A 6,465-nucleotide genomic window follows, 5' to 3' on the forward strand; every position below is an offset into this window, starting at 1 on the left:
GGGTGACACAATTAAAATATATCAAAAGTGTATTGCAATTAATATGAAAGTGTAGTATTCTGTAATCAATAATTTAAATTGGGGGGGAACGCAATGAAGAGAATAATTATTTTATTATTAATTGTAGCTTTAGCTACTCAAATTGTTGGTTGTACCGAAAAGAAAGAAGAAGTTATCAGAATGGGTTTTGTTCCTATGCAAGATGGAGATAAGCTAATAGAATCTGTAGAACCATTGACAGAAATGTTATCTAAGGAACTTGGAGTTAAAGTAGAAGGATTCACTGCCACTAATTATGTTGGAGTAGTAGAAGGATTAGGGTCAGGGCAAGTTGATTTTGGATTTATTCCTCCATTTGCCTATGTTCTAGCTAATCAAGAGAGTAATGCAGGCGTTATACTAACCGCATTAAATAAATCTGGAGAAGGAAAATATCGTTCTCAATTTCTAGTAAGAAAAGATAGTGAAATTAAAAGTTTCTCCGATATAAAGGGTAGAAAAGTAGCATTTGTAGATCCATCTTCTACATCAGGTTATCTATTTCCTGGAGCACATATAATCAAAGAGGGAATAGATATAGAAAAGGATATAGAATATGTATATGGTGGAGGGCATGATAAAGCTCTACAATTACTATTAAATAGTGATGTTGATGTAGCTACTACCTTTGTAGATGCGAGAGATAGATATAAGGAAGATTTCCCAGACGCTATGGAAAAAACGGAAGTGTTAGGTTATACAGATTATATTCCAAATATATCTGTAACTGTAAGAGGTAATATGGATAAAGAACTTCAAGAGAATATAAAAAATGCTTTATTGAATGTTGCAAAATCTGAAGAAGGTTCAAAGCTTTTGAAGGAATTATTTAATATGTATGGATTTGAAGAAGCAACAGATGATGATTACTATATTATAAGGACTACGGCAGAGTCTATGAATGTTGATTTAAAAGAGGGTAATTAGGAGCTGATCTAATGCTAAAACTAGAGAATATTACAGTTTCATATGATGGAAAGGCATTAGCAGTAGATAATATAAATCTAGAAATAGAGCAAGGAGAATTTATAGGGGTAATAGGCTCATCTGGCAGCGGTAAATCTAGTATATTAAAGACTATAAACCTGCTAGTTAGACCTATAAAGGGAAAGGTCTACGTAGATGATGTAGATATAATAGGGCTTAAAAATTCTCAGCTTAGAACCATAAGAAGATCCATAGGTTTTGTTTTTCAAGATTATAATTTGATTGATAGATCTTCAGTTTTAGATAATGTATTGGTAGGAAGACTTGGATATAAGTCTTCCTTTAAATCAATTTTTGGTATATTTAATGATGAAGACTATGAAAATGCAAGTAGGGCATTAGGGCAAGTGGGGCTAGATGAAAAGATGTTTGAAAGAGCAGATCAATTAAGTGGGGGACAAAAACAAAGGGTGTCGATTGCAAAAACTCTTTGCCAGAATCCTAAAATCATATTAGCTGATGAGCCTGTTGCAAGTCTCGATATATCAACTTCCAAAATTATAATGGAATATTTTAAAACCATTAATGAAAAGAACAACATTACAATATTAATTAATCTTCATGATGTAAATCTAGCCAAGAGATATTGTGATAGAATCATAGCTCTAAAAAAGGGGAAAATTTTATATGATGGAAAAGCAGGTGATTTAAGCAATGAACTCCTTAAAAAGATATATGAATAATAGAAGAATATATAAAATTTTATATTTATTGGGAGCTATTATTATTCTAATTTTTTTAGGGAATAAGGTAGAATTTAATTTTATTAGGCTGTATAAAGGTATACCAAGTATGCTTAGCCTTTTCGAAAGGATGTTAAGTCCCAATCTGTCCTATGGAACGGAGGTATTTGAAAGGTTAATTGAGACAATTCAAATTGCCATGATTTCATCTATAATGGGAGTGGTATTAGCTTTGCCATTTTCTCTATTTGTCTCCGATAATATTGCACCAAATAAGTATATAGCAGATATATTAAATGGACTATTCTCTTTTTTTAGAACCATTCCAAGCTTAATATGGGCAGCTCTATTGGTTAGTATATTCAGTATAGGCAGATTTTCAGGAATTATAGCTCTTACAATTATTGGATTTTTAATGTCTTTGAAGCTATTTCGAGAATATATTGAATCAATTAAGGAAAATCAATTGAATTCCATTAAATCTGTTGGGGCTAATTCTATGCAAGTGCTAAGGTATTGTATTCTGCCATATATCTTTGAATTATCTATTTCGGTATTTTTTATTGTATTAGAAACTAATATTAGGTCTGCAACTATATTGGGTTTAGTTGGAGCTGGCGGAATAGGACAGATTATGTGGAGAGACTTAAATCATTTAAGATATGATAATTTAGCCACTATAATATTGATTTTGGTTTTGACCATTCTATCAATAGATTTATTAAGTTTGTTTATTAGAAAGTATTTAAAAAGTCTATCTATTAACTTTAAATCAATAGAAAATTATAAGAGGTTTGAAATATCAAAGATAATCTATATTCCTATAATACTTATAGGATTGTTATCCTTAGCGTTTAAGTCATTGGATATAAATTATGATAGATTGTTAATTGGACTAAATCAAGGAGCGAATATAATAGGAAGGATGATTAAAATAGATATATCATATCTTCCTAAGCTTATAGATGGAGTAAAAGAAAGTTTTTTCATAGCTATATTTTCTACTATAGTAGGTGCATTTTTCTCTTTAGTACTTTCTTATTTAACTGCATATAATACATCTCCCAAGAAAGAAATAGCTTTATTCTTTAAAGGGAGTATAAATATATTAAGAACCTTTCCCCCGCTTATAACTGCAATAATATTTTTCCGTGGCGTGGGACCAGGTCCATTAGCCGGAGCCATGGCTCTTAGTATTTATACAACAGGTGTACTTACAAAAATGTATAGTGAAGTATTAGAAAATGCCGAAAGAAATATTCAAGATAGTATAATTGTAACAGGGGCAACGAAATTTCATAGCTATAGATATGGACTTTTACCCCATACATTTTCAACTTTTATTAGTTTAGTGTTATATAGATTAGAATCCAATATTAGAAATTCTACTATTTTAGGTGTAATTGGAGCTGGAGGTATAGGAACCACTCTAGCAATGAATATAACGTGGAGAAATTGGGAGCAGGTGGGATTTTTACTCTTAGGTATATCATTGATGATAATAGCTATTGATAGATTTAGTAATTATTTAAGGAAGAGGTTTATGTAATAGAAAATGCCCTATAGAGTAAGTAATAATTTATAGGATATTCGTATTGAAGAACTAGGTAATTAGTTCAGAGTAGTAACTATTATAGATTTTCAAGTTCTCTTTATCTATTGGCAGTGACTTTATTTTGGAATATTTGATAAAAACCTTTGGGTGGATGTTGTTTTTTCAATACCCTTTATTTAATAGCTATAGTGGATTCTACCATAATTCAATATATCTATAGAACCAAACCAAGAATAATCAAGTAAAAAAATCCCTCATAAAATGAAGGATTTTCTTACTAATAAAATTTCTCTATATATTCTTCATAAGTCATAGTTCTATCGTTAAATCCATCAGGTTTTATTTCAATTATCCTATTTGCAATAGTTTGAATAAATTGATGGTCATGAGAAGTAAATAGTACATTACTCTTAAAGTCTTTTAAGCCATTATTTACGGAAGTAATAGACTCTAAGTCTAGATGGTTTGTAGGCTGGTCAAGAATTAAAACATTTGCATTATTTAGCATCATCTTAGATAGCATACATCTTACTTTTTCTCCACCAGATAATACCTTTGCTTGTTTTAATGCTTCTTCTCCTGAGAATAACATCCTGCCTAAAAATCCTCTTAGATATATTTCAGACTGTTCAACTGAGAATTGACGTAGCCAATCCACTAGGTTTAAATCCACATCATTGAAGAACTCTGAATTGTCCTTAGGGAAATATGATTTAGTAATAGTAATTCCCCATTTATAGCTGCCACTATCTGGCTCTATTTCGCCCATTAGTATTCTAAATAAAGTAGTAATACCTATTTCATCCCCAATAAAGGCAATTTTATCACCTTTATTTACTCTAAAGCTAATATTGTCTAATACTTTTACACCATCTATTGTTTTAGATATATCTTCCACTGTTAAAATTTCATTGCCAACTTCCCTTTCCATAGTGAAGCCAACAAAAGGATATCTCCTAGTAGAAGGTATAATATCATCTAAGGTTATCTTGTCTAACAGTTTCTTACGAGAAGTCGCTTGCTTAGATTTAGAAGCATTAGCACTAAATCTGGCAACAAAGGCTTGGAGCTCTTTGATTTTATCTTCCTTCTTCTTGTTTTGATCCTTCATCATCTGAAGTGCTAATTGACTTGATTCGTACCAGAAATCATAGTTGCCTATAACCATTTTTATTTTACCAAAGTCAATATCCACCATATGAGTACATACCTCATTAAGGAAATGTCTATCATGGGATACAACTATGACTGTACCCTCAAAATCTCCTAAGAATTCTTGCAGCCATCTTACTGATTTTACATCAAGATGGTTAGTAGGCTCGTCTAGTATTAGTATACCAGGTTTTCCAAATAAGGCCTGAGCAAGCAATACCTTAACCTTATCGTTACCAGTTAAATCGGCTACTTTTTTTTCATGGAGTTCAGTACCGATGCCTAAACCTTGTAATAAAGAAGAAGCTTCAGATTCAGCGCTCCAGCCATCCATTTCAGCAAATTCTGCCTCAAGTTCAGATGCTTTGATACCATCTTCATCAGAAAAGTCCTCTTTAGCATAAATTGCGTCTTTCTCTACCATTATCTCATAGAGTCTTTTATTACCCATTATTACAGTTTGAATTACTCCACAATCATCATACTCAAAATGGTCTTGCTTGAGGACTGACATACGAACATCTTTAGCTATAGAAACATCACCAGTGTTTGGCTCAATTTCACCAGATAAGATTTTAAGGAAAGTACTTTTTCCAGCTCCATTAGCTCCAATTACACCATAACAATTACCTGGAGTAAATACCAAATTTACATCATCGAATAATTTTTGTGATCCATATCTTAAACTTACGTTATTTACACTAATCAATTTATTTCCATCCCTTACTTAAAATTTATATCATTATATTATATCATAAATTAGAAAGAAAACATAGAAAAAAGAGAAAATATTAATTTAAGACTTAGGACTTTAGAACTATGAGTCTTAGAGGAAATCCGACAAATTCTCCTTGTATTGACAACCTATATAATATACAATTAGAATATGGAAATTATTAGGGCATAGAAATAATTTTTAAATTGGACAGGGGGTAATAAAATCTATGAAAATAAGAGATAAGAAAGATTCACTGACTAAATATTTAAAAAAACTAGGAAGTAATGGTATAGGAATCATAAATGATAGGTCCATAAAAACTAAATTAATAACAGGATTTTTAATTATATCTATTTTTGTAGGTGCCGTAGGTCTGTTGGGTACAAGCAATATGAAAAAGATTAATAAAAGTGCAGAAATGATGTATAGTTATAATTTGCAAAATATTGATGACTTACATATGCTTAAATCAACGTTGCAGAAAATAACCATAATGCTTCAATATATGGCAGGAGAAGACAGTGTGTCTCGTAAAGAAGAATATGTACAGCAGGTAAAAGACATAACAGTATCTTATAGGGAAATAATGGATAGATTTGAAAGTAGAGATATGCCTGAAGATGTTAAGTTAATATGGGAAGGCTTGAAAGGTGATGTAAAATATTATGAATCAAGACGTGAAAAAATCTTAGATAAGGTTGGAGAGAGTGCAGCTTCCATAACTGTATCAGTTAGGGCATTATCAGATTTTACAAATGAAATGTTTGAAAGAATAGATCAGCTGATTTTAATCAATCAAGATATGGCAAGAGAACAAGCTAATGATAATAACATAGCGTATAAACTCGTTTCCTTTACAATGAATATAATATTTATAGGTAGCTTTGCTGTTGCAATTGTTTTAGGGATATTTTTATCCTTTGGCATATCTGGAGCTGTTAAAAAGGGTCTAGAATTTGCCGAGGCACTAGGTAATGGGGACTTAAGATTTGAAATGATAGAGTCTAAGTCTAATGATGAAATGGGTAAGCTTATGAAAGCATTAAAAGAGGCTCAATATAAGATAAAATCTACAATAATAAAAATATCATCAGAATCTCAAGATGTATCAGCTTCTTCTGAAGAGCTTTCAGCTACAGTTGAGGAAATTAGCTCAACATTTGAAACAATATCAAATAACACTTTAAATATAGTAAATGATATTCAAGAGATAAATGCTGCCACAGAGGAATTGACAGCTACAATACAGGAAGTAAACTCTGGAGTGACCCAGCTTGCATCTAGTTCATCAGATGGAAATGCAGAATCAGCAAAAATTAAGGAAAGAGCAG

At 31.3% G+C, this 6,465-nt stretch carries 5 protein-coding genes; 4 read left to right on the forward strand and 1 reads right to left on the reverse strand.

All coding sequences use genetic code 11. The features are described 5' to 3' along the window. Window positions 1–93: 93 nt before the first annotated feature. The 3 genes from CIW83_RS15815 to phnE are packed head-to-tail and all read left to right on the forward strand — an operon-like array spanning window position 94 to window position 3,258. A complete protein-coding gene (locus tag CIW83_RS15815) occupies window positions 94–966 on the forward strand; it encodes a phosphate/phosphite/phosphonate ABC transporter substrate-binding protein (RefSeq protein WP_094902952.1) in 873 nt (290 codons plus the stop codon). Between the two features lie 11 nt (window positions 967–977). Continuing rightward, the gene (gene phnC, locus CIW83_RS15820; protein ID WP_094902954.1) at window positions 978–1,709 is read left to right on the forward strand and encodes a phosphonate ABC transporter ATP-binding protein; all 732 of its coding nucleotides are present in this window, start codon (window positions 978–980) and stop codon (window positions 1,707–1,709) included. Continuing rightward, on the forward strand, window positions 1,681–3,258 hold the full coding sequence (gene phnE / locus CIW83_RS15825; protein WP_094902956.1) for a phosphonate ABC transporter, permease protein PhnE: 1,578 nt from the start codon (window positions 1,681–1,683) through the stop codon (window positions 3,256–3,258). Before phnC ends, phnE begins: the two co-directional genes overlap by 29 nt. A 283-nt stretch (window positions 3,259–3,541) precedes the next feature. Here the strand turns inward: phnE and CIW83_RS15830 are convergent, their stop codons facing one another. After that, window positions 3,542–5,125: an ABC-F family ATP-binding cassette domain-containing protein gene (locus tag CIW83_RS15830; protein WP_094902958.1), complete on the reverse strand. Its 1,584-nt coding sequence runs from the start codon at window positions 5,123–5,125 to the stop codon at window positions 3,542–3,544. 235 nt (window positions 5,126–5,360) lie between these two features. Between CIW83_RS15830 and CIW83_RS15835 the strand changes: the two genes are divergently transcribed. Next, the coding region (locus tag CIW83_RS15835; RefSeq protein WP_143598573.1) for a methyl-accepting chemotaxis protein at window positions 5,361–6,465 on the forward strand (1,105 nt) is incomplete at its 3' end.

Origin of the sequence: Tissierella sp. P1 (genome assembly GCF_002266425.1) — a bacterium.
Taxonomy (GTDB): domain Bacteria; phylum Bacillota; class Clostridia; order Tissierellales; family Tissierellaceae; genus Tissierella; species Tissierella carlieri.

Bases quoted from the DNA above. Each gene is read 5' to 3' on its own strand.
- phnC (WP_094902954.1), top strand. From the start codon at position 978: ATGCTAAAACTAGAGAATATTACAGTTTCATATGATGGAAAGGCATTA.
- phnE (WP_094902956.1), top strand. From the start codon at position 1,681: ATGAACTCCTTAAAAAGATATATGAATAATAGAAGAATATATAAAATT.
- CIW83_RS15815 (WP_094902952.1), top strand. From the start codon at position 94: ATGAAGAGAATAATTATTTTATTATTAATTGTAGCTTTAGCTACTCAA.